Source organism: Janibacter sp. FSL W8-0316, assembly GCF_038004165.1.
In the GTDB taxonomy this organism is placed as follows: domain Bacteria; phylum Actinomycetota; class Actinomycetes; order Actinomycetales; family Dermatophilaceae; genus Janibacter; species Janibacter indicus.
This window is the reverse complement of the sequence record NZ_JBBOQX010000001.1, coordinates 2,429,991-2,455,233: the sequence shown is the minus strand read 5'-3', so window position 1 is coordinate 2,455,233 and position 25,243 is coordinate 2,429,991. Positions and strand designations below refer to the sequence as shown.

The 25,243-nt window shown below is 72.3% G+C and carries 26 protein-coding genes; 17 read left to right on the top strand and 9 right to left on the bottom strand.

Annotation, left to right across the window (positions count from 1 at the left end):
- Positions 1-86: 86 nt before the first annotated feature.
- On the bottom strand, positions 87-1,415 hold the full coding sequence (gene serS, locus NYE39_RS12075; RefSeq protein ID WP_341012833.1) for a serine--tRNA ligase: 1,329 nt from the start codon (positions 1,413-1,415) through the stop codon (positions 87-89).
- Between the two features lie 92 nt (positions 1,416-1,507).
- On the opposite strand from serS, the gene NYE39_RS12070 reads away from it, so the two are divergent.
- A complete protein-coding gene (locus tag NYE39_RS12070) occupies positions 1,508-2,638 on the top strand; it encodes a diacylglycerol/lipid kinase family protein (RefSeq protein ID WP_341012832.1) in 1,131 nt (376 codons plus the stop codon).
- A gap of 130 nt (positions 2,639-2,768) precedes the next feature.
- On the opposite strand, the gene NYE39_RS12065 is transcribed toward NYE39_RS12070, so the two are convergent.
- Together NYE39_RS12065 and NYE39_RS12060 are read right to left on the bottom strand one after the other, a co-directional pair.
- Positions 2,769-3,293: a gluconokinase gene (locus NYE39_RS12065; protein WP_185221351.1), complete on the bottom strand. Its 525-nt coding sequence runs from the start codon at positions 3,291-3,293 to the stop codon at positions 2,769-2,771.
- 1 nt (position 3,294) lies between these two features.
- Entirely contained in the window at positions 3,295-4,698 is a 1,404-nt protein-coding gene (locus tag NYE39_RS12060; RefSeq protein ID WP_185222245.1) for a GntP family permease, read from the bottom strand.
- Between the two features lie 128 nt (positions 4,699-4,826).
- On the opposite strand from NYE39_RS12060, the gene NYE39_RS12055 reads away from it, so the two are divergent.
- Positions 4,827-5,540, top strand: coding sequence for a FadR/GntR family transcriptional regulator (locus tag NYE39_RS12055; RefSeq protein ID WP_341012831.1), 714 nt, complete (start codon positions 4,827-4,829; stop codon positions 5,538-5,540).
- Between the two features lie 7 nt (positions 5,541-5,547).
- On the opposite strand, the gene NYE39_RS12050 is transcribed toward NYE39_RS12055, so the two are convergent.
- A complete protein-coding gene (locus tag NYE39_RS12050; protein WP_341012830.1) occupies positions 5,548-6,984 on the bottom strand; it encodes an HAD-IB family hydrolase in 1,437 nt (478 codons plus the stop codon).
- A gap of 62 nt (positions 6,985-7,046) precedes the next feature.
- Here NYE39_RS12050 and NYE39_RS12045 point away from each other — a divergent pair, with 62 nt between their 5' ends.
- The gene (locus tag NYE39_RS12045; RefSeq protein ID WP_341012829.1) at positions 7,047-7,709 is read left to right on the top strand and encodes a 4a-hydroxytetrahydrobiopterin dehydratase; all 663 of its coding nucleotides are present in this window, start codon (positions 7,047-7,049) and stop codon (positions 7,707-7,709) included.
- Between the two features lie 9 nt (positions 7,710-7,718).
- On the opposite strand, the gene NYE39_RS12040 is transcribed toward NYE39_RS12045, so the two are convergent.
- Positions 7,719-8,543 carry a hypothetical protein gene (locus NYE39_RS12040; protein ID WP_341012828.1) on the bottom strand — a complete coding sequence of 275 codons (825 nt, stop codon included), beginning with the start codon at positions 8,541-8,543 and terminating at the stop codon, positions 7,719-7,721.
- A gap of 89 nt (positions 8,544-8,632) precedes the next feature.
- Here NYE39_RS12040 and NYE39_RS12035 point away from each other — a divergent pair, with 89 nt between their 5' ends.
- The 12 genes from NYE39_RS12035 to NYE39_RS11980 all read left to right on the top strand — a co-directional run bounded on the left by NYE39_RS12035 (position 8,633) and on the right by NYE39_RS11980 (position 20,422).
- Positions 8,633-9,379, top strand: coding sequence for a hypothetical protein (locus tag NYE39_RS12035; protein ID WP_341012827.1), 747 nt, complete (start codon positions 8,633-8,635; stop codon positions 9,377-9,379).
- Positions 9,376-10,140, top strand: a complete 765-nt coding sequence (locus NYE39_RS12030) for a hypothetical protein (RefSeq protein ID WP_341012826.1) — start codon at positions 9,376-9,378, stop codon at positions 10,138-10,140. The genes NYE39_RS12035 and NYE39_RS12030 overlap by 4 nt, the downstream gene beginning before the upstream one ends.
- Positions 10,137-10,871 (top strand): hypothetical protein, encoded by a 735-nt coding sequence (locus NYE39_RS12025; protein WP_341012825.1) that lies wholly within the window; start codon positions 10,137-10,139, stop codon positions 10,869-10,871. Before NYE39_RS12030 ends, NYE39_RS12025 begins: the two co-directional genes overlap by 4 nt.
- Entirely contained in the window at positions 10,868-11,584 is a 717-nt protein-coding gene (locus NYE39_RS12020; RefSeq protein WP_341012824.1) for a hypothetical protein, read from the top strand. Before NYE39_RS12025 ends, NYE39_RS12020 begins: the two co-directional genes overlap by 4 nt.
- Positions 11,581-12,360: a hypothetical protein gene (locus NYE39_RS12015; protein WP_341012823.1), complete on the top strand. Its 780-nt coding sequence runs from the start codon at positions 11,581-11,583 to the stop codon at positions 12,358-12,360. Before NYE39_RS12020 ends, NYE39_RS12015 begins: the two co-directional genes overlap by 4 nt.
- Positions 12,361-12,432: 72 nt before the next feature.
- Positions 12,433-16,074 (top strand): transglutaminase family protein, encoded by a 3,642-nt coding sequence (locus tag NYE39_RS12010; RefSeq protein WP_341012822.1) that lies wholly within the window; start codon positions 12,433-12,435, stop codon positions 16,072-16,074.
- A 213-nt stretch (positions 16,075-16,287) separates the two neighbouring features.
- On the top strand, positions 16,288-16,545 hold the full coding sequence (locus NYE39_RS12005; protein ID WP_341012821.1) for a hypothetical protein: 258 nt from the start codon (positions 16,288-16,290) through the stop codon (positions 16,543-16,545).
- Positions 16,542-17,123, top strand: a complete 582-nt coding sequence (locus NYE39_RS12000) for a hypothetical protein (RefSeq protein ID WP_341012820.1) — start codon at positions 16,542-16,544, stop codon at positions 17,121-17,123. Before NYE39_RS12005 ends, NYE39_RS12000 begins: the two co-directional genes overlap by 4 nt.
- A 58-nt stretch (positions 17,124-17,181) precedes the next feature.
- Positions 17,182-17,631, top strand: coding sequence for a MarR family winged helix-turn-helix transcriptional regulator (locus NYE39_RS11995; protein WP_341012819.1), 450 nt, complete (start codon positions 17,182-17,184; stop codon positions 17,629-17,631).
- A 2-nt stretch (positions 17,632-17,633) separates the two neighbouring features.
- Positions 17,634-18,056 carry an organic hydroperoxide resistance protein gene (locus NYE39_RS11990; protein ID WP_072623446.1) on the top strand — a complete coding sequence of 141 codons (423 nt, stop codon included), beginning with the start codon at positions 17,634-17,636 and terminating at the stop codon, positions 18,054-18,056.
- A 6-nt stretch (positions 18,057-18,062) separates the two neighbouring features.
- Entirely contained in the window at positions 18,063-19,073 is a 1,011-nt protein-coding gene (locus NYE39_RS11985) for an NADP-dependent oxidoreductase (RefSeq protein WP_341012818.1), read from the top strand.
- The gene (locus NYE39_RS11980) at positions 19,073-20,422 is read left to right on the top strand and encodes a cryptochrome/photolyase family protein (RefSeq protein WP_341012817.1); all 1,350 of its coding nucleotides are present in this window, start codon (positions 19,073-19,075) and stop codon (positions 20,420-20,422) included. Before NYE39_RS11985 ends, NYE39_RS11980 begins: the two co-directional genes overlap by 1 nt.
- A 48-nt stretch (positions 20,423-20,470) precedes the next feature.
- Here the strand turns inward: NYE39_RS11980 and NYE39_RS11975 are convergent, their stop codons facing one another.
- The 4 genes from NYE39_RS11975 to NYE39_RS11960 all read right to left on the bottom strand — a co-directional run bounded on the left by NYE39_RS11975 (position 20,471) and on the right by NYE39_RS11960 (position 23,918).
- Positions 20,471-21,094 (bottom strand): hypothetical protein, encoded by a 624-nt coding sequence (locus NYE39_RS11975; RefSeq protein ID WP_185221334.1) that lies wholly within the window; start codon positions 21,092-21,094, stop codon positions 20,471-20,473.
- On the bottom strand, positions 21,091-22,047 hold the full coding sequence (gene egtD / locus NYE39_RS11970; RefSeq protein WP_185221333.1) for an L-histidine N(alpha)-methyltransferase: 957 nt from the start codon (positions 22,045-22,047) through the stop codon (positions 21,091-21,093). The genes NYE39_RS11975 and egtD overlap by 4 nt, the downstream gene beginning before the upstream one ends.
- Positions 22,044-23,294: an ergothioneine biosynthesis protein EgtB gene (gene egtB, locus NYE39_RS11965; protein ID WP_255185016.1), complete on the bottom strand. Its 1,251-nt coding sequence runs from the start codon at positions 23,292-23,294 to the stop codon at positions 22,044-22,046. The genes egtD and egtB overlap by 4 nt, the downstream gene beginning before the upstream one ends.
- A gap of 150 nt (positions 23,295-23,444) precedes the next feature.
- Positions 23,445-23,918 (bottom strand): pyridoxamine 5'-phosphate oxidase family protein, encoded by a 474-nt coding sequence (locus NYE39_RS11960; RefSeq protein ID WP_341012816.1) that lies wholly within the window; start codon positions 23,916-23,918, stop codon positions 23,445-23,447.
- 245 nt (positions 23,919-24,163) lie between these two features.
- Here NYE39_RS11960 and NYE39_RS11955 point away from each other — a divergent pair, with 245 nt between their 5' ends.
- Together NYE39_RS11955 and NYE39_RS11950 are read left to right on the top strand one after the other, a co-directional pair.
- Positions 24,164-24,955 carry an isocitrate lyase/PEP mutase family protein gene (locus NYE39_RS11955; RefSeq protein ID WP_072623440.1) on the top strand — a complete coding sequence of 264 codons (792 nt, stop codon included), beginning with the start codon at positions 24,164-24,166 and terminating at the stop codon, positions 24,953-24,955.
- A 20-nt stretch (positions 24,956-24,975) separates the two neighbouring features.
- Positions 24,976-25,161, top strand: coding sequence for a hypothetical protein (locus NYE39_RS11950; protein ID WP_341012815.1), 186 nt, complete (start codon positions 24,976-24,978; stop codon positions 25,159-25,161).
- Positions 25,162-25,243: the final 82 nt, after the last annotated feature.

The following is a 25,243-nucleotide window of genomic DNA, read 5'->3' as shown; positions in this document are numbered from 1 at the left end:
CGTCGGGGGGACGAGTCCAACGTAGCCCGCCGACCTGAACGCCGTGGGTCGGGCCCCCTTCGTCGGGGAGAACACGGTGCTCACGGTCAGCGCGGTCGGATGACCTCGGCACCGAGGAAGGGCTGCAGCGCCGCGGGGACGCGGACCGAGCCGTCGGCCTGCTGGTGGTTCTCGAGGATGGCCACGATGGGGCGGGTGCTCGTGATGGCGGTGCCGTTGAGCGTGGCGACCGTGCGGGTGCCGCCACCCTCGGCGTTGCGCTCACGGATGTTCAGGCGCCGCGCCTGGAAGGTCGTGCAGTTGCTCGTCGACGTCAGCTCGCGGTACTTGCCCTGCGTGGGCACCCACGCCTCGCAGTCGTACTTGCGGCTCGCCGGCCCGCCGAGGTCACCGGCGGCGACGTCGATGACCCGGTAGGGCAGCTCGAGGGCCTCGAGGATCCGCCGCTCGATCCGCAGCAGCTCCTCGTGCTGGGCCTGGGCGTCCTCGGGGCGGCAGAAGACGAACATCTCGGTCTTCTGGAACTGGTGGACGCGGAAGATGCCCCGGGTGTCCTTGCCGTAGCTGCCCGCCTCGCGCCGGTAGCAGGTCGACGTCGACACGTAGCGGATCGGACCCTGCGACAGGTCGAGGATCTCGTCGGCGTGGTAGCCGGCGAGCGCGACCTCGGACGTGCCGGTGAGGTACAGCTCGTCGGCGGGCAGGTGGTAGACGTCGTCGTGGGCGTCGAGGTAGCCGGTGCCGGCCATCGTCTCAGGGCGCACGAGCGTCGGGACGACGAGCGGGGTGAAGCCCTCCTCGGCGGCGACCTGCTGGGCGAGGGCCATGAGGGCGATCTCGAGCCGGGCGCCGGCGCCGCGCAGGTAGTAGAAGCGGCTGCCGCTCACCTTGGCCCCGCGCTCCATGTCGATGGCGCCGAGCAGCTCGCCGAGCTCGAGGTGGTCCTTGGGCTCGAAGCCCTCGGCGGCGAAGTCGCGCGGGGTCCCGACCTCCTCGATCAGGTCGAAGTCGTCCTCGCCGCCGGCCGGGACGCCCTCCTGGATGACATTGCCGATCCGACGGATCGAGGCGTCGAGCTCTCCCTTCGCCTCGTCGGCGGCGGCCTCGAGCTCCTTGACGCGGGCCGACATCGCGGCACCCTTGTCGCGCAGCGCGGCGGCCTCGACCTCGAGCTCGGCCACGAGCGCGGCGTCGTCACCTTGCTTCTTCGCCGTGTTGAGCCGACCCATGACCGGACCGAGCTCCTTGCTCGCCGCCTTCTGCTCGGCCCGGGCGGACTCGAAGGCGCCGATGGTCTCGCGGCGGCGCGCGTCGGCCGCGAGGACCGCGTCGACGAGGGACTCGTCCTCACCGCGGGCACGCTGGCTGGCTCGGACGGCTTCGGGCTGGTCGCGCAGGAACTTGAGGTCGATCACGACACGCAGGATATCCGCGATGACCGGTCACCCCTGCCGCCCGGGCTCGGGGAAGGGGGCCGGCGGGCCACCGCTGGGGTAGCGTCACGGCCGTGCCTGACTGGACCATGCTGGCGATCGCGATCGCCCTCTGCCTCGTGCTCGTCGTCGTCGTCATCGCCCTCGTCCTGCGTGGACCGGGTGCCGCGGGGGCTCGGCACGCCGCGTCCCGGCCGGAGCGTCACCGCTTCCGCAAGGACGAAGGGAGCAAGCCCGCCCCTCGTCGTGCGGCCATCATCATCAACCCGACGAAGTTCGACAGCGTCCCGGCGACCCGCGCCGAGCTGACCGCGGCCAGCCGCGAGCTGGGCTGGGACGAGCCGCTCTTCATCGAGACGACGATCGACGACCCGGGCACCGGTCAGGCCCGTGAGGCGGTCGAGGCGGGCGTCGACGTCGTCTGCCCGCTCGGCGGCGACGGCACGATCCGCGCGGTCGCGGTCGCCCTTGCCGGAACCCGCACGCCGATGGGCCTGCTCCCGCGCGGCACCGGCAACCTGCTCGCCCGCAACCTGGACATCCCCTTCGGCGCCGACCTCACCGAGGCGCTCCGGGTGGCCTGCAGCGGCCGCAACAAGGCGATCGACGTCGCCTGGCTCGAGCTCGACCCGGCCGAGGAGGTCGCGACGGACGACTCCGGTCAGGCCGAGGACCCCGTCGAGGGCCCGCCGGTCGAGCGCCACCCCTTCCTCGTCATGGCGGGCATGGGCTTCGACGCGGCGATCATGGGCAACACGAGCGAGGAGCTCAAGGCGCGCGTGGGCTGGACGGCCTACTTCGTCACCGGCTTCCGCAGCATCTTCATCAAGCGCTTCCGCGTGCGGTGGACCATCGACGGGCAGGCGCAGGAGCCGGTCCGGGCGCGCACGATCCTCTTCGGCAACTGCGGCACCCTCACCGGAGGGATCCTGCTGATCCCGAGCGCCCGCATCGACGACGGGCGACTCGACGGCGTCGTCGTCGCCCCCAAGACGATCATCGGCTGGGGCTCGGTCGCCGTGCGCGTGCTCGGCCGCTCCGAGAAGGACGGCACCGAGCTGATCCGCACCTCCGGCTCGACCTACACCGCCAGCGTCGACGAGCCGCACCCCGTGCAGGTCGACGGCGACGTCATCGGCGAGGCCTCCCGCCTGCGGGTGACCGTCGACCAGCAGGCGCTCATCGTGCGGGTCGCGAGCACCTGAGCGAGGTCTCGACCGGGGCCTGCCCCACACGTACCTCGATTTCCGGGTGACCCGAGAAACACCCCCTTCGCAAGGGTTTGAAACCCTTGCGAAGGGGGTGTTTCTCTTGTCGAACGGCGACGAAGGGGGGTCAGCGCCCCGGCGCCACGCTCGCCATGACCTGGTCGACGAGCACCTCGGGTGCTGCGGTGAGGTCGAGCACGACCCCGTCCTCGTCGGGCTCGAGGTCCTCGAGGGTGTCGATCTGGGACTGCAGGAGCGAGGCGGGCATGAAGTGGCCCTGCCGCCCTTCGAGCCGCTCAGCGATGACCTCGGCCGACCCGTCGAGATGGGCGAAGACCACCCGGTGCCCCGCCCCGAGGGCAGCGACGTCGGCGCGCAGCACGTCGCGGTAGGTCCGCTTGAGCGCCGAGCAGGTGATGACCGTGTCCTCGCCGCGTGCGGCGTGCTCGGCCATCCACGCCGCGAGGTCGTGCAGCCAGGGCCACCGGTCCTCGTCGGTCAGCGGGATGCCCTGCGACATCTTGTCGATGTTGGCCTGCGGGTGGAAGGCGTCGGCCTCGGCGAAGACCCATCCGGTGCGATCGACGACGCCCTCCGCGACGGTGCTCTTGCCGCTGCCGGAGACGCCCATCGCGACGACGTGGACACTCATGTCACAGCACCAGGCTCAGCGCGAAGGCGAAGAGGAAGCCGATGCCTCCGATGAGCGTCTCCATGACCGTCCACGTCTTGAGCGTGGTCTTCTCGTCCATGCCGAGGAAGCGCCCGACGAGCCAGAAGCCGGAGTCGTTGACGTGCGACAGGACGGTGGCGCCACCGGCGATGGCGATGACGACGAGCACGAGGTCGATCGAGCTCAGGCCCGACGACGCCTCGATCGTCGGCGCCATGAGGCCGGCGGCCGTGGTCAGGGCGACGGTGGCGCTGCCCTGGGCGACGCGCAGCGCCGCAGAGACGACGAAGGCGGCCACGATGACCGGCAGCCCGGTCGACTCGAGGGTGTTGGCGAGCGCCTGACCGATGCCGCTGGCGCGCAGCACCCCACCGAACATGCCACCGGCACCGGTGATGAGGATGATCGCGCAGACCGGGGCGAGCGCGTCGTTCATGAGCGTCTCGACGTCGGCCTTGGTCCGGCGGCGCCAGCCGAGCGCGACCATGGCGAAGAGCGTGGTGATGAGCAGCGCGATCGGGGTCTTGCCGATGATCCGCAGGGCGTTGACCCACACCGCGTCACCGTCGACGGTGCCCTGCGTGGCCAGCGTGTTGAGGCCGGTGTCGACGAAGATCAGCACCATCGGCAGGAGGAGCACCGCGAGGACCAGGCCGAAGGACGGCAGGCGATGCTCGTCCCCCTTCGTCTCCGGGACGGGGCCACCGGACAGCAGGTCGGGCACGTCGACCATGTAGCGGCTGCCGGCCCACAGGCCGTAGAGGTAGGACGCGAGGTACCAGGTCGGCAGCCCGATGAGCAGGCCGAAGATCAGCAGCAGGCCGATGTCGGCGCTCACGAGGTCGGCCGCGGCGACCGGGCCGGGGTGCGGCGGGACGAAGGCATGCATGACGGCGAAGGCACCGGCCGCCGGGAAGGCGTAGCGCAGGACCGAGCCGCCGAAGCGGCGGGCGACGCTGAAGATGATCGGCAGCATGACGACCAGGCCGGCGTCGAAGAAGATCGGGAAGCCGAAGAGCAACGACGCGATGCCCAGGGCGAAGGGAGCCCGGTCCTCGCCGAAGCGCGCGATGAGGGTGTCCGCGAGGACCTGGGCGCCACCGGTCACCTCGAGCAGACGGCCGATCATGGCTCCGAGACCGACGAGCAGCGCCACCGAGGCGAGCGTCGCGCCGAAGCCGTCGGTCATGACCGTGACGACGTCGGCGGGGGCGATCTTCGTCGCGAGGGCGGTGAGGAAGCTGACGAGCACGAGGGCCACGAAGGCGTGGACCTTGAAGCGGATGATCAGCAGGAGCAGCAGCGCGACGGCGGCCGCGGCGATGGCGAGCAGGGGCCCGGAGCCGAAGGCGGGCTCGGGCACGGCGTCCTCGACGAGAAACATCATTGTCCTCCGGTGGGTGGTGTCGGGCGGTTGCCCGCCGGATACGGTCCCAAAAGTATGCTTATTGTGCAAGCAATCGTCATCCTTTTCTTTGGAGGTGCGCCATGGGGTCTGAGACAATCCGGCGCATGACGAGTGCGCAGGGCGGGGGCCTGCACCACAGCGTCCTCACGCGCATCGGGGCCGACCTGACGACCGGGCGCCTGGCCGCGGGTGACGTGTTCTCCATGGAGCAGATCGAGGCGCGATACGGCGTCTCTCGGACCGTCGTGCGCGAGGTGGTCAAGGTCCTCGAGTCGATCGGCGTCGCCAGCTCACGCCGCCGTGTGGGCGTGACGATCCAGCCGGAGTCCTCGTGGGAGGCACTCAGCCCGGTGATCATCCACTGGCGCCTCGAGGGCCCCCAGCGCCTGGCCCAGCTGCGCGAGGTGAGCGAGCTGCGCCGCGGCGTCGAGCCGCAGGCCGCACGGCTCGCGGCCGAGCGCGCCACGCCCGAGCAGTCGCGCCGGCTCCAGGAGGCGGCGGCCGGCATGGCCGAGTCCGGGCCGAAGGGCGCCCTGCTCACCTACCTGCAGCACGACATCGACTTCCACCGCGCTCTCCTCGAGGCCTCGGGCAATGCGCTGCTCGCGGGCTTCGCCCCCTTCGTCGCCGAGGCCCTCACCGGCCGCACCGAGCACGACCTCATGCCGGAGATCCCCGAGCAGGGGGCCATCGACTGGCACGTCGAGGTGGCCGCCGCCATCGCCGAGGGCTACCCCGACCGCGCCGAGGAGGCGATGCGCCGCATCGTCACCGAGGCGCAGGCGGCGATGGACGAGATCGGGGCGGCCGGCGGCTGAGCCGGCGTCAGACCTGTTCGTCCCCGTCGACCGCGAACCAGCGGTCCTCCGCCGGCACGACGCCGTCGGGATAGGTCAGGGCCAGCTCGGCGAGGGTCGGCCGGGCCGGCTCACGGACCTCGTCGGGCAGCATCTCGGTGATCGCGTCGAAGATCCGCTCCATGTCGCGCGGCACCGACCGGTACTTCAGGTCCACCGGCTCGCCGAAGGTCACCGTGACCTCGGGCCGGCCCAGGAGGTTGGTCACCCGCGGGATCTTCGCGCTGCGGGGCCAGACCTTCTCCGTCCCGGTGATGGCGAAGGGGATGACCGGCACCTTGGTGAGGTGGGCCAGGCGGGCGGCCCCCGGGAAGCCGCGCATGCCCGGCTCGAAGAAGTGGATGCCGCGCGGGATCGTGCCCTCCGGCATCATCGCGACGAGCTCGCCGCCGTGGATGGCCCGCACCGCCGCCGCGAAGGCGTCCGGGCTGTCGGGGTCCTCGGCCCGACGGTCGACGCTGATGCCGCCACCGGCGCGGAAGATCGACCCCAGGCCCGGCACGTCGAAGAGCTCCTTCTTGCCGAGGAAACGCGCCGAGCGCGGGGTGCGGCGGAAGGCGACGGCCATGGCGACGAGGTCGAAGTAGGACCGGTGGTTGCCGACGAGGATCGCCGGCCCGTCGGTCGGGATGTTGTCGACGCCCCCCACGGTGAACTTCGCGTAGGGGAAGACCTCGGGCCGGGCGAGCAGGGCGATCGCCCGCTGCAGCTCCATGCCGATGACCGGCAGCTTCAGCACCCCGGGCGAGGTGTCGAAGTGGAGCACCGGCCAGCGGGCCGCGACGGCGAGCGCCTGCAGCCGCGGGTCGGGGTTGACCGCACCGGGGTTGCCGACGGCCCGCAGGAGCGGGGCGTCGTAGATCGAGTCCGAGTAGGCGAAGGACGCGTCGAGGTGGACGCCCTCGGCCTCGGCCCACTCGCGCACGGCCGCGACCTTGCCCATCGACCACACGAAGTGCCCGTCGTTGCGCCCGGTGAAGCACCCGTCGTCGCCGACCTCGTAGCGGGTGGCGATGACGTGGTCGATGCCCAGCCGCGCGGCGAGGGGCCGCACGAGGTGCTCGGGCGTCGTCGTCGCGAGCACGACCGGGCGGCCGGCGGCGTGGTGCTCGTCGATGAGCATCCGGGCGAAGGGGCCGACCATCGGCTCGAGGACGTCGGCGGCGAGCTCGGCGGCCGCGTCGAAGGCGTCGCGGGTCTTGCCCCGCGCCACGAGCACCGCCTGGCGGGCCAGCGCGATCGAGCCGAGCGACTCGCCGAGGAGGTTGAAGTAGCCGAAGAGCAGGGCCTCCCCCGGCATGCGCGCCGAGACCACCCCCGTCTCGCGCATGGCAGCGGACAGCGCCGGACCCGAGGCCTTGGGCAGCAGGGTGCGGTCGAGATCGAAGAAGGCGGCGCCGGTCATGCTCGCGAGGCTATCGACGCGCGGGCCCGCGGTGAACACCTCGAAGGCCTAACGTGGGTCACATGAGCGACGACGCCCAGCAGACCCTGACCAGCGAGCAGGTCGCCGACCAGATCCCCCAGGGGTGGCGAGAGGTCGACGGCATGCTGCGCACCCGCCTGCGCACGCAGGGCTTCGAGGAGTCGCTCGCGCTGGTCAATGCGATCGCCAAGGCGGCCGAGGAGGCCGACCACCACCCCGACATCGACCTGCGGTGGGGCTGGGTCGGGCTGCGTCTGGTCAGCCATGACGTGGGCGGCCTCTCGCCCCGTGACATCGCGCTGGCCGGCGAGATCAGCCGGATCGCCGACGACCTGGGCGCGAGCGCCCAGCCCGAGGTGGGCGCCTCGATGACCATCGGGATCGACACCGCCGACGCCGACCGGATCCGCCCCTTCTGGATGGCCCTCACCGGTCACGAGCCGGCGAAGGGGGACCCCGACAGCCTCCCTTCGCCCGACGGTCAGCTGCCCGAGATCTGGTTCCAGGACAGCGAGGAGCGGTCGGGCCGCGGCCGGGTGCACCTCGACGTCTACGTCCCGCACGACGAAGCGCAGGCGCGGGTCGACGCCTGCGTCGCCGCCGGCGGCGAGCTGGTCACCGACGAGTTCGCCCCCGCGTGGTGGGTGCTGTCGGACGCCGACGGCAACCTCGCCTGCGTGTGCACCTGGCAGGCGCGCGGCTGACCCTCGGGGTCAGTGCTTGCCCTTGCCCTCGTAGGCCTTCGCGGCGGTCAGCGCACCCTTGACCCGGGCGGACTGGATGCCCGGGCCCAGCTTCTTCAGCTGGGCCGCGGTCAGCTGGGTGCCGGCGCGCATGGCGGCATCGGCCGCCGCCTTGGCCGAGCCGGTGTAGCTGCCCTCGGCCTTGCTGCCCCACATGACGAGCTGCTCGCCGCAGGCCTGCTGCGACTTGGGGTAGAAGGGCAGGGCGTCGAAGTTGCTCACCGACGGGGCCAGGCCCTGCCAGGTCTTGCCGTCCCAGCCGAGGACGAACCCGATCCGGGCGGTGTCCGGCAGCGCCGTGTCGAGCGCCCCCCACCACTTCGGGGCACCGGCGACGAGGGCCTTGCGGATCTTCTTCTCCTGGGTGAGGTCGCGCACGATGTCGGCATTGGCCTGACCGGCGAGCAGCGCCTTGCCGTCCTTGAAGCGCACGAGCATCGCCCAGGGGCCGAGCTCGTGCTGGAAGATCCAGTCGCCGTCCTCGGCGCGGGAGGACTCGGAGTTGTCGCTCGCGGCGAGCACCACGGCCGTGTAGGCCGCCCAGCGGCCGCGCATCGCGTCGGGAGAGTCGAGCTGCACCTGCCGCATGCCACCCTCCGACGACGCATCGCCCGAGCCCTCGGAGCCTGTGGACGACGAACCGCTCGCGGACGAGCCGGACCCGCCGTCGCCCTCGACGACGTGCGTCGACGACGGGTCGAGCTGGCTGGGCTCGCCGTCGGCGCAGCCGGCGACGGTCATGGTGCCGAGCGCGCCCATCGCGGTGAGCACGGTGCGTCGGGAGATCTGCTTCACTGGTTCCCCTCCTGAGGTCTCGCCACGACGATACGGGCCCGGGTCGCCGCCGGGCACGTTTGGCGGCGGCCGTGGGATGCTTGGCGACGATGGATGCGACGACCCGCCGATGCCTGGCCGCCCTCAGTCTGACGACCCTGCTCGCGGTCTCCGCCTGCGGCGACCAGGGCTCGACCCCTCCCGACGAGGCGAGCGACCCGGGCACCATCACCGTCACCAAGGACGCCGAGGCCGAGGCCCTTGACCGGCCCGAGCAGCAGCAGATCGACAAGGCCACCGCCCGCAAGGCGCTGCCGACCCGGGCCGACATGCCCAGCAAGGACTGGCTCGTCGACATCTCGCCGGCCAGCACCTACGAGCCGACCTACGACCCGGCGGAGTGCGCCGACGTCGAGCTCGCCGGGTCGGATGCGGAGAAGTTTCGCGACGAGCACCGCAAGGTCAACGAGAAGGCGCGCTTCAGCCGCGAGAAGGTCAACGGTGGCGGCATCATCGCGACCTACGTCGAGTCCTACGACGAGCCCTACCCCCACAGCATCTTCGACGACGCCGGCGCGGCGATCGCCTCGTGCGACGACTACACCGAGAGCAACAACGCCGGCCCCGACAGCAGCTACTCGGCCAAGGCGATCTCCACGCCCCAGATCGGGGACCAGACCCTCGCCGTGCGCATCACCAGCCGCGACCACGACTTCTACGTCGACCGCATGTACGTGCGCAGCGGCCACAACCTCATCACCGTGATGACCCTGGGCTACGACAAGGACTACGACGGCAAGCTCATGCAGGACTACGCCCAGGGCATCCTCGACGACCTCGAGAAGGCCACGTCGTGATCACCCGGGCGGCCCCCTTCGGCATGCTCGTCGTGACGGCCGCCGTGGCACTGGGCGCCTGCGGGGGGCCGGACCCCGCGCCCACCGACAGCTCCACCTCGACCTCGCCGACCAGCGAGTCCTCCCCGACGTCGACCGTGACGGCGACGAGCACGCCCGAGCCCGAGACCCTCGACGCCCCGGAGCAGCAGGAGCTGACCCGCGCGCAGATCATCGCGGCCCTGCCCGCCGACGGCGAGGGCCCCGAGGGCTTCGAGCTGACCCGCAAGGACGTGGACGTCGCGGCCGACGGCACGAGCGACACGGATCCGCCGGCCTGCCTCGCCGCCATCTTCGGCACCCCGAAAGTCCGCTCCTGGACCACCAAGCACCGCACCGAGGGCTTGGGGGTGCGGCACGAGCACGGCGGCGGTGGCAACCCGACACCGAGCCTCGTCGTGTCCGTGTGGACCCACGACCGGCCCTACCCGACCCGCTTCCTCGACGACGCCGGTGCCGCGATGGCCCAGTGCGCCAGCTACGAGGACAACGGCACCGAGTGGCGCACCCACCACATCGCCAACCCCGTGATCGGCGACCGCTCCTTCGCCGTGCGACGCAGCAGCACCGACATCAACCTGACCATCGACGACCTGTGGGTCCGCAGCGGTCACAACCTGATCAACGTGCGACTGGTGTCCGGCCCCGGGCCGGACAGCTCCGACACCCTCGAGGAGCACGCGCAGGGCGTGCTCGACGACCTCACGAAGGCCACTTCATGACCCGACGCCTCGCCCCCTTCGCCACGCTGGCCGTCACGGCTGCCCTCGCCCTCTCCGCCTGCGGTGACGACGCACCGGCGGAGCCGACCGAGCCCACGACCGTGACCGTGACCAACACGCCGGAGGCCGAGGTCGCCGACGCCCCCGAGCAGCAGGAGCTCACCGCCAAGAAGCTCAAGGCGGCGCTGCCGACCCTCGAGGAGGCGCCCGCAGGCTTCGTCAAGCACCCCGACGGCTTCGACGCGGCGCTCAAGAGCAAGCGCACCACCGACCCCGAGACCTGCCTCGCCGCCTACTTCGACACCCCGGAGATCCGCGAGTGGCGCGACAAGCACGTCAGCGAGGGCGAGGGCGTGCGCTACGCGCAGAAGAACGGCGGCACGCCCACGCCGCAGCTGTCGGTGGCCATCTGGACCTTCGACGAGCCCTACCCCCAGCGCTTCTTCGACGAGGCCGGGGCATCGCTGGCCGAGTGCACGAAGTTCACCTCCCGCACCGCCCCCGACGCCAACGACATCGAGCAGACCGCGCAGCACATCGGCAGCCCGGTCATCGGTGACCAGACCTTCGCCGTGCGGATCGGCAACGAGGAGACCGACATCGCCGTCGACTACATCTGGGTGCGCAGCGGCCACAACCTCATCAGCGCCCGGATGATCACCGGCTTCCGCGCCAACAACGAGGAGCGGCTCGGCAAGTTCGTCACCGAGGCGCTCGAGGACCTGAAGTGACCCGGCGAGCGGTGACCCGGGCGACCGCACGCGCGGCCGTCGGCACCGCCGCACTGGCCCTCGTCGCCGGGTGCGTCCCCTCGATCGGTGGTTCCGACGACCCGTCGACGACGCAGCAGGTCGGGCGGACCCAGCTGGGCGAGGAGCAGCTGCGCTCGGCGCTGCCGACCGACGAGGAGACCCCCGAGGGGTTCACCGTCGACACGGCGACCGAGTCCGAGCCACCGGACCCGGAGTCGACGACCTACCCGGCCGTCTGCGAGGACGTGCGCCTGAGCGGCAAGGTCGCCGACGAGCTCAAGGAGCACTCCACCGGCTCCGCCAAGAAGGACTACGTGGGCCCCGGCGGCCTCGGGGTGCTCAGCGTCGAGATCACCACCTACGACGAGGAGGTGCCCTCGACGCTCTTCGACAAGGCGGGCGAGGCGCTGGGTCAGTGCGACACCTTCCAGATCATCGACAAGTACGGCCCGAGCGACTGGAAGCTCAGCCCCGTCTCGCTCCAGCCGGTCGGTGACCGCACCTACGGCGTGAGGGTGGAGAACACCACCGAGGGCGACACCTTCCAGGGCGGCGTCGTGCAGGTCGCGACCGCGTCGTTGGGTCACAACCGCGTCCACGTCGTGCACAGCGCCGGTCCGGCGTCGAAGTACCACTCGGCTGCGGTCGAGACCCTGCTGAAGACGACGGTCGACAACCTCGAGTCGCTGTGAGGTCGCTGCGGGCGGCCGTGGTCGGCGGCGGGTGCGCCGTCGCCCTCGCCGCCTGCTCCCTGATCCCGGGCTCCGGGGGTGACGACACCGGATCGCCGACGGGCAGCGGCACGACGGCGACGTCCTCCGCCGACCCCTCGAGCGGGTCCGGCGACGACGTCGGCACGGTCACCGGCCCCGGCCGACCCATGGACGAAGGGGGTCTGCGCGCCGCCCTCCCTTCGGCCGGTGACGTCGGTGAGGGGTGGGTCGACGACGAGCGGCCGACCGTCAGCGAGGCCCAGGCGGGCGACGTCACCCCGAGCTCTTGCGCGCCGCTGCTGCAGAAGGGCCCCGGGTGGGACAAGGTGCAGCGCACCGAGCGCGCCCGCGTGCAGGCCAACTTCGCCCGCGCCGACAACCCGCCGCCTCCGGGCAGCGAGCGCCATCACCTGGGCATGTGGGTCTACTCCTTCGACGACCCCTACCCCTCGCGGCTCTTCGACGAGGCGGGCGAGCTCGTCGCCGAATGCCCGAGCTTCGACTTCCGGCAGGCCGACACCGGCAACACGAGCAGCTACGAGGTGGAGCCGCTCACCTTCCCGGCGCTCGGCGACCGCACCGTCGCCTTCCGGCTGAAGATCCAGCAAACCCTCGAGACGATGACGATGGACTTCGTCGTCGTCAAGGTCGGACACAACACCGTGAGCGTCGCCAACGGCGCCTACAACGGCACCCCCGACACCGGGGTGACCGAGCGGGCCGCGCGGTCGGTGCTGTCGGGCCTGGAGGAGTAGCCAGCCGGTCCGGGGCGAGCCGGCCCGGTCATCCCCGGGTCACGGCAGGCGCTGGGTGCCTAGAGTGGTCGCGTGACCATCCGAGTGGCCCTCGAGCACCGCACGTCCTACGAGTTCGCCGAACCCGTGCACGTCTACCCGCACACGATCCGCCTGCGGCCGGCGCCTCACTCCCGCACGCCGATCCCGAGCTACGCGCTGCGCATCGATCCGCCCGAGCACTTCCTCAACTGGCAGCAGGACCCCTTCGGCAACTGGCTGGCGCGGGTGGTCTTCCCCGACAAGGTCTCCCGGCTCGAGATCACCGTCGACCTGACGGCGGACATGACGGTCATCAACCCCTTCGACTTCTTCGTCGAGGACTGGGCGGCGACCTTCCCCTTCGCCTACCCGGAGCAGCTGCGCGAGGATCTCGCGCCCTACCTGCGGCCCGTCGACGACGGTGCGGAGGGCAGCGGCCCGGCCCCCGAGGTCAGCGCCTGGCTCGAGCAGGTGCTGCCCGGCCTGCTCACCGGGCCACGTGACGCGGAGGTCGGCGCCGGCACGCGGATCGTCGACTTCATCGTCGGGCTCAACCGCGCCGTGCGCGAGAGCGTCGACTACACGGTGCGTCTCGAGGCAGGCGTGCAGACCCCGCAGCACACCCTCGAGCGGGGCATCGGCTCCTGCCGCGACTCCGCCTGGCTGCTCGTCTCGGCGCTGCGGCAGCTCGGGCTGGCCGCGCGCTTCGTCTCCGGCTACCTCGTGCAGCTGACCTCCGACCTGAGCGCCGTCGGCGACGACAGCCTCAACGGACCGGCCGAGGACTTCACCGACCTGCACGCCTGGGCCGAGGTCTACGTCCCCGGCGCCGGGTGGATCGGGCTCGACGCCACCTCCGGCCTGCTCTGCGGCGAGGGGCACATCCCCCTGTCGTGCACCCCGCACCCCGCGTCGGCCGCGCCGATCAGCGGCGCGACCGCCCCGACGCAGGTGACCTTCGACTTCAGCAACACGGTGACCCGGTTTGCCGAGGACCCGCGCGTCACCCGCCCGGTCACCGACGAGCAGTGGGCGCGGATCACCGAGCTCGGCACTGCCGTCGACGACCTGCTGACCCGGGGCGACGTTCGCCTGACGATGGGTGGCGAGCCGACCTTCGTCGCGGCCGGCGGCACGAAGGACCCCCAGTGGCACACCGCGGCCGACGGGGAGGAGAAGCGCGAGCTCGCCATGGCGCTCGCCCGGCGCCTCTCGGGCCCCGGCACCCTGCGCCACCACGGCCAAGGCAAGTGGTACCCGGGCGAGCCGCTCCCCCGCTGGCAGATCGGCTTGAGCGAGCGCACCGACGGCGAACCGCTGTGGCGCGCCCAGGAGCTGCTCGACGACCCCTGGGGAGAGCCACGCGCGGACTCCGGCTCGCCGGAGGCGGCGAGCGCGGCCCGCGACCTCGCGCTCGGCATCGCCCGACGCCTGGGCATCCCGCCCGAGCAGCTCGTCGCCGCCGTCGAGGACCCCTTGCAGCAGGTCGTCACCGAGGCCCGACTGCCCCACGGCGACGGCCCCTCCGCGGGCGACGTCGCCCCCGACAGCGAGGACGCCTCCGACGCCGAGCACCGAGCGGCCGTCGTCGCGCGGGTCGACGAGCAGGTCGACCTCGACACCCCGGCCGCCTGGGTGCTGCCGGTCTTCCCCGCCCCCGATGGCGAGGGCTGGGCGACGACGACGTGGCGCACCCGCCGCGGCTTCCTCGCCCTCGTGCCCGGCGACTCGCCCGCCGGTCTGCGGCTGCCGTTGTCCTCGATCGCCTGGACGGAAGGCCCCGACCAGCCCGAGCGATCCCCCTTCGACCCGCGCGGAGCGCTGCCCGCCCTCGACCCGGCGACGCTGCCGGCCGGCGATGTCGCACCCGCCCGGGTGCTGCCGATCGACGAGTCGCCGCGCACTGCCCTGGCCGTGCAGCACCGCGACGGGCACCTCTTCGTCTTCCTGCCGCCGATGTCGCACCTCGAGGACGCCCTCGAGCTCGTCGGCGCCGTCGAGGGCGCCGCCGCCGAGACCGGCCACGCGGTCGTCCTCGAGGGCTACCCCCTTCCCGGCGACGACCGGGTCCGCACGATGTCGGTGACGCCCGACCCCGGCGTCATCGAGGTCAACGTCGCGCCGACGGCCTCGTGGGGCGAGCTCGTCGAGCAGACGGAGTCGCTCCACGAGCACGCCCGACAGATCCACCTCGCGACGGAAAAGTTCGACCTCGACGGCTCGCACACCGGCACCGGCGGCGGCAACCACCTCACCCTCGGCGGGCCCACCGCCGCCGACAGCCCGATGCTGCGTCGCCCCGACCTGCTGCGCTCGCTCGTCACCTACTGGCAGCACCACCCGGCGCTGAGCTACCTCTTCTCCGGGCGCTTCATCGGTCCGACGTCGCAGGCGCCGCGCGTCGACGAAGGGCGCGCCGACACGCTCTACGAGCTCGAGATCGCCTTCGCCCAGCTCGAGCACGTGATCGCGATGGAACACGACGCCTCCGCGATCACCGACCCGCTCGACGACGACCACCGGCCCAAGCGGGACACCCGCCCGTGGCTCGCGGACCGGCTGCTGCGCCACCTGCTCACCGACATCACGGGCAACACGCACCGGTCGGAGTTCTGCATCGACAAGCTCTTCGCGCCCGGCTCCGAGCGCGGGCGGCTCGGACTGCTCGAGATGCGCGGCTTCGAGATGCCGCCGCATCCGCGCATGGCGCTGCTGCAGGCGCTGCTCGTCCGGGCCCTCGTCGCCCGCTTCTGGGACGAGCCCTACACCGGTCCGCTCGTACAGTGGGGCACCCGGCTGCACGACCGCTACCTGCTGCCCGCCTTCGTCGCCACCGACCTGCGCGACGTCATCGACGACGTCAACCGCTACCTGGAGCGGGCCGGGGCCGGGCGCATCGACCCGGCGTGGTTCGACGCCTTCCTCGAGTTCCGCTTCCCGCGGCTGGGGGACACGACGATCGCCGGCGTCGAGCTCGAGCTGCGCACCGCGATCGAGCCGTGGCACGTCCTCGGCGAGGAGGTCAGCCAGTTCGGCACCGCCCGCTACGTCGACTCCTCGGTCGAAAAGGTCCAGGTCCGCGCCGTCGGCCTCGTCGAGGGACGGCACGTCGTGACGTGCAACGGCGTGCCCGTGCCCATGGTCCCCGTCGCCGAGCAGGGCTGGGGCGGTCCCGTCGGGGCGAAGGGGAGCTCCGGCGCCTTCGTCGGTGGCGTCCGCTACCGGGCATGGGCGCCGCCGTCGGCGCTGCACCCGACGATCGGTGTGCACGGGCCGCTCGTCTTCGACCTCGTCGACCGGTGGACCGGCCGCTCCCTCGGTGGCTTCACGTACCACGTGACCCACCCGGGCGGCGTCGCCTACGACACCTTCCCGGTCAACGCCGCGTCCGCGGAGTCGCGCCGGGCGGCGCGCTTCGTCACCGACGGCCACACCCCCGGGCCGGTCGACCTGTCGGCCCTGCCCGACCCGATGTCGGGCTTCGGTCCGGCCGTCACCGACTTCCCGGTGACGCTCGACCTCCGCCGCTTCCCCGGCACGGACCGTCAGCCGGGCACCGAGGACGAGTTCGCCACCCCGCCGACCGAGGCGGTCGACCCGGGCATGCCACCGGTCGACGGCGAGCCGGTCGTCGAGATCACGGCGGAGGGCCCGGTGCAGGAGACCGTGGGCGCTCCCGACGACCAGGCCTGAGCCCCGGGGAGCCCGCCGGCAGCCGGCGCCGATCTCCCCTTCGAACTCTGCAAAACCCTAGGGTCCTGCGGAGTGGGCCGGGGGGAACTTCGCAAGACCCTAGGGTTTTGCGAAGTTCGGGGGCCGGACGGCGTGGGGAGCGCTCCCCCTGCCGTCAGCGCGGCGGATTCCCTAGGCTCCGACCATGAGTCCGGTGACGGCGAGGTCGAGGCGATGACCCAGGAGGCCTACTACTACCAGGCGGCCGACGGCGAGAGCTCGCTGTCGACCGACGAGCAGCACATCACCAACTATCTCGTGGCCCACGACGAGGCCGTCGCCGCCGGCGCGACCCCCGAGGAGGCCGACGCCGCCGGGCGCGCCGCGATCCGCGAGCTCTTCAAGAGCGGCTACTACTCCCCGTCGACGGGCGACGGCGACGAGACCTACATGGACTACTACGGCGAGCAGTGGGACGAGGACAACTCATGACCGACATCGCGACCATCTCGACGACGACGGACGAGCCGATGCTGGCGTTGGTCGTCACCGACGCCAGGACCCGTCTGCGTCCCGTGCCCGTGGCGGCGCTGCGCGGGTGGCGCCTGCTCGACGTCGTCTGGCGCGGCGCATCGCACCCGGCCCGGTGGTTCGTCGCCGTCGCCGACGACGGCCGCGTCGTCGTGCTGAGCGGCCATCCCGAGCGCTGGGCGCAGATCGACGGCACCCGGGTGGGCTCCGCCGACGAGGCGCTCGAGCTGGCGACCGCGCGGGCCGATGCCACCCGTGACATGGCGAAGGGGTGGCGGCTCCTGACCTCTGCCGATGACCTGCGCCTCCGCCCCGCCACCGGGGCGGACGCCCGGCGGCGGGTCGACGAGGCGAAGGAGCAGGTGCGCGCGCTCGTCGAGCCGCCTCGGGTCAGTGGTGAGGGGCCGTGGCAGGTGCGGCTGTGGTCGGTCACCGACGGCGACCTCGTGCTCCACGAGGTGGCCGTGGCGCCGGACGGCGCGGTGACCGAGCGGACCGGCGTCGAGCTCGCCGGCCTGCCGGTGCCGATCGCGCGCTGAACACCTCGATCCGCACGAATAGATTGCGCACAAATCAATTGCGTGCGATGCTTCAGAGGTGCAGACGGACCACCAGCTCGACCAGCAGATCTGCTTCGCCCTCTACTCGGCGTCGCGCTCGGCGACCGCGGCCTACCGCGAAGGCCTCGCCGAGATCGGGCTGACGTACACCCAATACGTCACCCTCCTCGCCCTGTGGGAGCGCGACGGCCGCACCGTCACCGAGCTCGGCGAGGCGCTGCACCTCGACAGCGGGACGCTCTCCCCCCTTCTCAAGCGCATGTCGGCGAGCGGTCTCGTCGAGCGCCGTCGCGAAGGGGAGGACGCCCGCCGCGTGACGATCCACCTAACCACCGCCGGTCGGGACCTCGAGACGCAGGTCGCGGCGATCCAGCGGCGCCTGTACGACGCCGTCGACATGGAGCCCGAGGAGCTGGCGACCCTGCGTCGCCTGGCCCAGAGGTTCTGCGCATCCGTCGGCGACCCCACCCCCACCCAAGGAGCATGACGATGAAGACTCTCTACACCGCAGAGGCCCTCGCCACCGGCGCCGGCCGCGACGGGCACGGCCGGACCAGTGACGGCCGCCTCGACCTCGACCTCGCGATCCCCCAGGAGATGGGCGGGTCGGGTGAGGGGACCAACCCCGAGCAGCTCTTCGCCGTCGGCTACGCCGCGTGCTTCCACTCGGCGCTGCAGGCCGTGGCCCGCGCCGGCAAGGTCGACGTCGCCGACTCCGCCGTCGGCTCGCGCGTGCACATCGGCCCCAAGGAGGGCGGCGGCTACCAGCTGGCCGTCGAGCTCGAGGTCACCCTGCCCCACCTCGACGCCGAGGCAGCCCAGCAGCTCGCCGACCAGGCCCACGAGGTCTGCCCCTACTCCAACGCGACGCGCGGCAACATCGACGTCACCGTCACGGTCACGCAGGACTGATCGCCGATGACCCAGATCCCCACGACCACCCGCCAGATCGTCCTCGCCTCGCGCCCGCAGGGCGCGCCGACGGCCGACAACTTCCGCCTCGAGACCGTTGAGTTGCCGCAGCTCGCCGACGGCCAGGTGCTCGTGCGCAATGTCGTCATGTCGGTCGACCCCTACATGCGCGGTCGGATGAACGACGTGAAGTCCTACGTCGCCCCCTTCGAGATCGACGCCCCGCTCGACGGCGGCGCGGTCGGCGAAGTCATCGCCTCCCGCTCCGACGACGTCGCCGTGGGCCAGCACGTGCTGCACGGCCTCGGCTGGCGCGAGCACGCTGTGCTCCCGGCGAAGGCGGTCCGGGTCGTCGACACCGATGCCGCGCCCGCCTCGACCTATCTCGGCGTCCTCGGCCTCACCGGCCTGACGGCCTACGTCGGGCTGACCGCCGTGGCCGGCATGCGCGAGGGAGACACCGTCTTCGTCTCCGGCGCCGCAGGTGCCGTCGGCCAGGCCGCCGGTCAGATCGCCAAGGCGCTCGGCGCCGGCCGGGTCGTCGGCTCGGCGGGCTCCGCCGACAAGGTCGCCCGCGTGGTCGAGCTGGGTTACGACGCGGCCTTCAGCTACCGCGACGGTCCCGTCGCCGAGGGGCTGGCCTCGGTCGCGCCCGACGGCATCGACGTCTACTTCGACAACGTCGGCGGCGAGCACCTCGAGGCCGCGATCGGCACGCTGTCGACCTTCGGTCGGGTCGCGATGTGCGGGGCGATCTCGCAGTACAACTCGACCGAGCCGCCCGCCGCACCCCGCAACCTGGCCCTCGCCATCGGCAAGGGGCTGACCCTGCGCGGCTTCATCGTCGGTCAGTACCCCGAGCTCGTCGCCGAGTACCACTCCCGGGCGCCCCAGTGGCTCGCCGAGGGTCGACTGGTCGCCGACGAGACCTTCCGCGACGGTCTCGACGCCGCGCCGCAGGCCTTCATGGACCTGCTCGACGGTGCCAACACGGGCAAGATGCTTCTCCGCCTGTGATGGGCACCGCGATCATGTGGTTTCGCCGGGACCTGCGTCTGCGCGACCACCCCGCCCTGCGGGAGTCCGCCTCGCGGGGAGCTGTGCTCCCCCTCTTCGTCATCGACCCGACGATGTGGGGGCCGGCCGGTGCGGCGAAGACCGCGTGGCTGGCCGCCACCCTGCGAGCACTTGACGCCTCCCTCGACGGTCGCCTTGTGATCCGGCTCGGCGACCCCGCCGAGGTCGTGCCGCGCGTCGCCCGCGAGGTCGGGGCCACGTCGGTCCACGTCAGCCGGGAGAACGAGCCCGGGGGCGTCGAGCGCGATCGTCGTGTCGTCGCCGCGCTGCGCGAGATCGGCGTCGAGGGTGTGGCCACCGGCTCGCCCTTTGCCGTCGACCCCGGCACGGTGCGGACGAAGGGAGGCACCCCCTTCAAGGTCTTCACCCCATTCGCCACCGCGTGGCGCGAGCACGGCTGGGACGAGCCGACGAGTGCGCCGCGTGGGGTCGAGTGGATCGAGGCCGACACCGACGGCCGGGTCGAGGCGATGCTCGACAAGGCGGCCCGCGAGTGCCCGATCGACCTGCCGACCGCGGGCGAGGACGCCGCCCGGCGGCGCTGGGTGCGCTTCCGCGACGAGGCGCTGGCCGACTACGACCACGATCGCGACCTCCCGGCGGTCGAGGGGACCTCGCGCATGTCCGCCGACCTGCACCTCGGGGTCGTCCACCCCCGCCAGCTCCTCCACGACCTGCGCGGCGAGCGCGGCGACGGGGCGCAGACCTACCGCACGGAGCTCGCCTGGCGGGAGTTCTACGCCGACGTGCTCTGGGCCAACCCGGACTCCGCGTGGCAGGACCTGCGGCCACTCCCCCTTCGCTACGACGAACCGCAAGACGCCATCGAGGCGTGGCGCGAGGGGCGCACCGGTTACCCGATCGTCGATGCCGGCATGCGCCAGCTGCTCGGCGAGGGATGGATGCACAACCGGGTGCGGATGGCCACGGCGAGCTTCCTCACCAAGGACCTGCACGTGTGGTGGCCCGTCGGCGCGCGGCACTTCCTCGAGCACCTCGTCGACGGGGACCTCGCGTCCAACAACCACGGCTGGCAGTGGGTCGCCGGCACCGGCACGGACGCGTCCCCGTACTTCCGTGTCTTCAACCCCGTCACGCAGGGCAAGCGCTTCGACCCCGACGGTGCGTACGTGCGCCGGTGGGTGCCGGAGCTGGCCCATCTCGAGGGCGCCGCAGCGCACGAGCCGTGGAAGCACGACGACGGGTACGCGCACGACTACCCGGAGCGGATCGTCGACCACGCGGAGGAGCGGCTCGAGGCCCTGGCGCGCTACGACGAGGCGACCTGAGGCGAGCTGCTCGCCGGGTCGGGCATCACGCTGCCCCGACTGCGCTCGTCAGTCCGCGTCGACGCCTCGCTCGACGGTCGTCGTCACCCGCGTCAGGCTGGGTGACGCGGGCGTGGAGCTGAAGCCGAATCGTGGCGGAGGCGTGACCGGGGTGAGGCCGCCGATGGACTGGCCCGACCATGTGCCGGACAGCGACGTCACCTGCCGCTGGTCGTGCGCCCCGTAGTACTCGCGCCGCCCACCGCCGGCGCTGCCGACGGTGCGCACCCCCGGAAGCAGCCGCCGCGCGATGGGGTCGGCGAGATGCGCGAAGGCGCGGCTGCGCCCCACCCGCTCGGGCACGGTTCGCAGGACCAGGCCGAGGGCCGTGCGCCCTCCCAGACCGATCGTGCACCGCAACGGGCCTGCGTCGAGGCGCCACACGTCATCGTCGACCTGCAGGGCAACCGGGCCGACCCGGACCTCGTCGAAGGAGTACGTGGCGGCGACGTACTGAGCGACCTCGTCGTCCGGCGCCAGCAGGACCCGACGGTCGTCAGGCGTCGCGACCATGACATCGGTGAAGGCCCCGAGGGGCGAGTCCCACCAGTCGCCGACCACCAGCCGCAGCCCGCTGCTGCTACCCGCCCCGAGGATGCGCCCGTGGAAGCGCTCGAGGAGGGTGCGGGTCACGGCGTGCCGTCGTCACGGCCGGCGACCCGGGCGAGGGTCAGCGAGAAGTCGTCCGCCGCGTCGGTCCAGCTCGTCACCGGCTCGAAGCCGTGCTCGGTCAGCTCGTCACGGAGCAGGCCGAGGTCGAACTTGCGCGAGATCTCGGTCCGCAGGTGCTCCCCCTTCGCCAGGCGCCACGTGCGACCGATCCCGGTGAAGTCGGCCGTGATGTCACGCACCGCACGCAGCCGCATCTCGATGCGCGAGGCGCGGTCGTCCCACGCGGCCTCGTGGACGAGGTCGTCGCGGGACAGACCCGTGACCGGCGTGGTGCGGGTGATGACGTCGACGAGGTTGAGGTTGAAGCGCGCGGTCACGCCTGCCCCGTCGTCGTAGGCCGCGACGAGCCGGTCCGGGTCCTTGACGAGGTCGGCTCCGAGGAGCAGGTGGTCACCGGGGGCGAGGGCCGCGTGCACCATGTCGAGGAACCCGGAGCGCTCGTCCTCCTCGAAGTTGCCGATCGTGCCGCCGAGGAAGACGAGCAGACGTTCACCGGGCTCCCCCGACAGCGGTGGCAGGTGGTGGAAGTCGGCGACCGCCGGCTCGACGTTCAGGGCCGGGTAGTCCGTGCGCAGACGGTCGGCGGCCTCGAGCAGGACCTCCTTGCTGATGTCGAGCGGCGCGTAGAGCGCCGGCCGCCCCTGCGCGGTGAGGGCGTCGAGCAGTTCACGGGTCTTGGTCGCCGTGCCCGCCCCCAGCTCGTGCAGGCTCCGCGCGGCGCTCAGCGCGATGATCTCGCCGCTGCGGTGGGTGAGGATCTCCTGCTCGGCACGCGTCGGGTAGTACTCGGGCAGGGTGGTGATCTCGTCGAAGAGGCGGGAGCCCCGCTCGTCGTAGAACCAGCGTGGCGGCAGGGTCGCCGGCTGCGACCAGAGGCCGGAGCGGAGGTCGGCCTCGAGCTCGGCGCGGCTCACCGGGCGAGTCGCAGTCCGGAGAAGGCCCACCGGGACGCGGCCGGGAAGAAGTTGCGGTAGGTCGTGCGCGGGTGGTCCGGCGGGGTCACCGCGGAGGCTCCCCGCAGGACGTGCTGGTCGTTCATGAACTTGCCGTTGTACTCGCCCACGGCGCCCGGGGCCGTCTCGAATCCCGGGTACGGCAGGTACGCGCTCGCCGTCCACTCCCAGACGTCGCCGAAGGTGACCTCGGCCGCCGGCCCGGGGTGGCAGCGCTCGGGGTCGAGCAGACCGCCGTGCGTCTGGTGACCGCTCACAGCGCGGGCCTCCCACTCCTGCTCGGTGGGCAGGCGGTGGCCCGCCCACCGGGCGAAGGCATCGGCCTCGAAGAAGGAGATGTGGCACACCGGCTCGGCGGCCACCACCGGACGGCGTCCCGACAGGGTGAAGGTCGTCCAGCCGTGGTCGTCGTCCCGGCGCCAGTAGCCGGGCGCGTCCCACCCCGTGGCCTGCAGGGTCGCCCACCCGTCGGAGAGCCACAGGTCGGGGCGGGCGTAGCCGCCGTCGTCGATGAACCGGACCCACTCGGCGTTGGTCACCTGGCGGGTGCCGACCTCGACGTCGTCGAGCCACACCCGGTGACGCGGGCGCTCGTTGTCGAAGGCGAAGCCGCTGCCGTCGTCTCCGATGTGCGTGACCCCACCGGGCACGTGCGTCCAGCGCTGCGGGAGGGGGTCGGCCGCGGGGTCGGGGTCGGGCGCCCGCTCGACGTAGACCGGCTGGAGGACATTGCCCGAGAGGAGGTGCTTGACGTCCATGAGGAGCAGCTCCTGGTGCTGCTCCTCGTGGTGGCAGCCGAGCTCGACGAGGTCGAGCAGCGCCTCGTCGAGGGTCCCGTCCTCGAGCCGGGCGACGAGCTGCTCCTCGACGTCCTGGCGGTAGGCCGCGACCTCGGCGACGCCCGGGCGGGTCACGTGTCCGCGCGCGGCGCGGGGGTGACGCTCCCCCACGGCCTCGTAGTAGCTGTTGAAGAGATAGCGGAAGGCGGGGTCGCGCGGTCGGTAGGCAGGGTCGGCACCGAGGACGAACTCCTCGAAGAACCACGTGGTGTGGGCTCGGTGCCACTTCGTCGGGCTGGCCTCGGTCATCGACTGCGGCGTCTGGTCCTCGGGACCGAGGTCCCGGGTGAGCCGGTCGGTCCGTGCCCTGACGGCGAGGAACCGCTCGGTCAATGCGGCGAGGTCTGATCGGGGAGAGGTCGTGGTCATGCTGTCCTCCATGCGACGGAGGTTGACGACCACCGTCGGGCACCGGGGAAGTGGAGCTTCGGACGGGTTCGACGCTACACGCATCCCCCGACGAGCGCGCGTCGCGGCCCCGCGTGGGGGCGGCGCGACACGCCGGGGACGCGGCGTCGCTCAGAGGCTGACGGTGCCGGTGTCGCCGAGGTCGGGCCGCCCGTCGCTGACGAGTCCCTTGGCCATCTGGACGACCGTCGCCACGGTGCCGGGCGAGGTCCAGTAGCGCGCGGTGTCGGCCGTGACCGTGATCAGGGTGCTGTTCGGGTCATCAGGGCCGCCCTCCATGAAGGCACCGGCCGACGCGTCCCACAGCCGCCCGAGCAACTCCCGGTCGTCGTTGCGACGGGCCGTGCCGCTGACGCTCACCCAGCCGTCGTCCGTGGCATACGCGATGTTGACCTCGGGGTGGGCCGCGATCGCCCGCACCTTGTCGGTGTCGGCCTCAGTGATGAAGTGGATGGTGCCCGGGTCGTCGAGGGCCTGGGTGCCCATCGGCACCGACACCAGACGTCCGTCCTCGACGTGGGTGAGGACGGCGATCCTCGTCTCCCGCATGATCGTGGCGACGGTCTCGATCTCGGTCTCGCTCATCGTGCGCTCCTTGTGCTCTCGGGGCGGTCTTCGTCGGCTGACTACCCGCTCCACTCGTGTCGACACACGGGACCCGCGGATCTGAGGCACCCTACAGCGCACCTGACCGATGTCGGGGCCCACCTCGGGTGCTCCGTGCCGAGCCGGGCGCCGCGACGCGCGGCGAGGCCGTCTCGCTCGCCCGCGACGCCGGCCTGATCGGCTGAGGCCTTGTCGCCCCCTTCGCCAGTTGGGAGGGTGGAGCCATGAGCGATCTCAAGAGCCTGGCCAGCGACCTCCTCCGCCTGCACCACACCGACGAGACCCTCGTCCTGCCCACGGTCTGGGACGTGTGGTCCGCGCGTGCGGTCGTCGACGCGGGCTTCCCCGCCCTGACCATCGGCAGCCACCCACTCGCCGACTCGCGCGGGCAGCAGGACGGCGAGGGCATGACCCTGGACGACGCGCTCGACGGCATCCGTCGGATCTGCTCGGCCGTGCGCGTGCCGGTGAGCGCCGACGTCGAGTCCGGTTACGACACCCCCGCCGCCGAGCTCGTCGAGCGGGTCCTCGACGCCGGCGCAGTGGGCATCAACGTCGAGGACACCGTGCACTCGCAGGACCGGGTGCGCGAGGTTGCCGAGCACGCCGACTACATCGGGGCGCTGCGCCAGGCCGCCGACGAGGCCGACATCGAGCTCGTCATCAACGCGCGCACCGACGCGCTGCTCCACGGCACCGACCGTTTCCCCGACCCGGTCGCCGAGGCGATCACCCGCATCCGGGCGTGCGAGGAGGCCGGGGCCCGCTGCGTCTACCCGGTGAAGATCCCCGACGCGGCCACCCTCGCCACCCTCATGGAGGCGACCTCGCTGCCGCTCAACGTCACCGCCCACCCCGTCGACGGCGCCCCCTCGGGGTCCCTGCAGGAGCTGCGCGACGCGGGGGTGCGCCGGGTGACCTTCGGCCCGCTGCTGCAAAAGGCGCTCACCCCGTCGGTCGCCGAGCTCACCGGCCCGTGGCTCGGCCGGGCCGGCTTGGCCGACCAGTCGGACTGACCTCCGGCAGACTCGGGCGCATGCGACCCCGCCCCCAGCACTGGCAGTTCGCGAGCGCCGAGGTCGAGCACGAGGGGCGGCGCTTCCCCCTTCGCATCTGGGGGTGGTCGGCGGAGTCGGCCGCCGACGCGGCCATGCGCGCGCAGCACCGGCTCGCCGCGGCCGTCGACCAGCTGACCCGCGGGCGGGCCGGCTTCGACTACTAGCCCCGCACGCCCGTGCGCGAGGAGGTCCTCCACGAGGTACGCGGCGCCGACGGTGCACTGATCGGGGCCGTGACGCGTAACC

What these genes read in the sequence shown, in the direction of transcription:
- NYE39_RS12005 (WP_341012821.1), top strand. Translation starts at nt 16,288, where the DNA reads ATGACCCAGGAGGCCTACTACTACCAGGCGGCCGACGGCGAGAGCTCG.
- NYE39_RS11960 (WP_341012816.1), bottom strand. Translation starts at nt 23,918, where the DNA reads ATGAGCGAGACCGAGATCGAGACCGTCGCCACGATCATGCGGGAGACG.
- NYE39_RS12035 (WP_341012827.1), top strand. Translation starts at nt 8,633, where the DNA reads ATGGATGCGACGACCCGCCGATGCCTGGCCGCCCTCAGTCTGACGACC.
- NYE39_RS12025 (WP_341012825.1), top strand. Translation starts at nt 10,137, where the DNA reads ATGACCCGACGCCTCGCCCCCTTCGCCACGCTGGCCGTCACGGCTGCC.
- NYE39_RS11985 (WP_341012818.1), top strand. Translation starts at nt 18,063, where the DNA reads ATGACCCAGATCCCCACGACCACCCGCCAGATCGTCCTCGCCTCGCGC.
- NYE39_RS12050 (WP_341012830.1), bottom strand. Translation starts at nt 6,984, where the DNA reads ATGACCGGCGCCGCCTTCTTCGATCTCGACCGCACCCTGCTGCCCAAG.
- NYE39_RS12065 (WP_185221351.1), bottom strand. Translation starts at nt 3,293, where the DNA reads ATGAGTGTCCACGTCGTCGCGATGGGCGTCTCCGGCAGCGGCAAGAGC.
- NYE39_RS11955 (WP_072623440.1), top strand. Translation starts at nt 24,164, where the DNA reads ATGAGCGATCTCAAGAGCCTGGCCAGCGACCTCCTCCGCCTGCACCAC.
- NYE39_RS12045 (WP_341012829.1), top strand. Translation starts at nt 7,047, where the DNA reads ATGAGCGACGACGCCCAGCAGACCCTGACCAGCGAGCAGGTCGCCGAC.
- egtB (WP_255185016.1), bottom strand. Translation starts at nt 23,294, where the DNA reads ATGACCACGACCTCTCCCCGATCAGACCTCGCCGCATTGACCGAGCGG.
- NYE39_RS11980 (WP_341012817.1), top strand. Translation starts at nt 19,073, where the DNA reads ATGGGCACCGCGATCATGTGGTTTCGCCGGGACCTGCGTCTGCGCGAC.
- NYE39_RS12060 (WP_185222245.1), bottom strand. Translation starts at nt 4,698, where the DNA reads ATGTTTCTCGTCGAGGACGCCGTGCCCGAGCCCGCCTTCGGCTCCGGG.
- NYE39_RS12055 (WP_341012831.1), top strand. Translation starts at nt 4,827, where the DNA reads ATGACGAGTGCGCAGGGCGGGGGCCTGCACCACAGCGTCCTCACGCGC.
- NYE39_RS11950 (WP_341012815.1), top strand. Translation starts at nt 24,976, where the DNA reads ATGCGACCCCGCCCCCAGCACTGGCAGTTCGCGAGCGCCGAGGTCGAG.
- NYE39_RS11990 (WP_072623446.1), top strand. Translation starts at nt 17,634, where the DNA reads ATGAAGACTCTCTACACCGCAGAGGCCCTCGCCACCGGCGCCGGCCGC.
- NYE39_RS12000 (WP_341012820.1), top strand. Translation starts at nt 16,542, where the DNA reads ATGACCGACATCGCGACCATCTCGACGACGACGGACGAGCCGATGCTG.